Annotated in this window: 2 protein-coding genes; both read left to right on the top strand. The window is 58.6% G+C overall.

Annotated elements, in window-relative coordinates; genetic code table 11:
* Positions 1 to 278 (top strand): hypothetical protein (locus C481_RS22010; protein WP_006111206.1); only part of this gene is annotated, 278 nt, incomplete at its 5' end.
* Positions 279 to 336: 58 nt separating this feature from the next.
* The gene (locus C481_RS20175) at positions 337 to 774 is read left to right on the top strand and encodes a hypothetical protein (RefSeq protein WP_006111205.1); all 438 of its coding nucleotides are present in this window, start codon (positions 337 to 339) and stop codon (positions 772 to 774) included.
* Positions 775 to 780 lie beyond the last annotated feature (6 nt).

The raw sequence follows: 780 nt of genomic DNA, 5'->3' as shown, positions 1-780 counted from the left end.
AGTACGACGAGGAGTGCGTCGAAGGCGCGAAACTCGCGGCTAAGTGGGACACCGAGAAACAGATCCTCCGCGAGTATTTCGACGAGGGAGAGGACACGTTTGAGGTTGGCGAAGCGATGAACGTCATGGGCTACGAGGACGGTGCAGTCGCGTTCCACGGGCCTGGTGGTAAGGCGATCGTGGAGTTCTCTGACGAGACCAACGCTCGAGCCGCGGCCGATTGCATCCTCGATGGCGTTGGTGCCGAAGACGACGCAGCAATGATTGGACAGAGGTAACCATGCAGGTAGAAACACCATTTCCCGTCGAAGGACTCGGGCTAGCGGAGGGCGACCAATGATCCTTGCGACGCCCGATGACTACGAGTTCCCGCACATTGACTGGAAATGTAAGGAGTGCGGGATGGTCTATTGCTCCGCAGGCTACCCGCCGGAAACGCGCTGTCTCAACGGCCACGGTGCTGGCTGGCGGCCAGAGAACGAACAACTCTTTGAGTACATCGACCTACTCGAGACACTCGAACCAGGCAATGGCATCGTAATCAGCGGTGACGGGCCGGCGACCCTCATGGGGCCGGTCGAATCCGTTGATGACAACCAACTCGTCACAGCGATGATCGACAGTTCGTCGCGAACGCTCCGATGGGAACGCGATGACTCAGACCCGACGATTGAGTGGAAGCAAACAGAGAAACCTGACGCGTTCTACGACGACGTCCATCACGTCGAGACGGTTGAGATCCAAACGGCCGCGGACAAGGAGGTGCCAGCGTAGATGTCT

The sequence above is a fragment of the Natrialba asiatica DSM 12278 genome (assembly GCF_000337555.1).
In the GTDB taxonomy this organism is placed as follows: Archaea; Halobacteriota; Halobacteria; order Halobacteriales; family Natrialbaceae; genus Natrialba; species Natrialba asiatica.
This window is presented reverse-complemented; position numbering and strand designations above follow the sequence as displayed.

What these genes read in the sequence shown, in the direction of transcription:
- C481_RS20175 (WP_006111205.1), top strand. Translation starts at nt 337, where the DNA reads ATGATCCTTGCGACGCCCGATGACTACGAGTTCCCGCACATTGACTGG.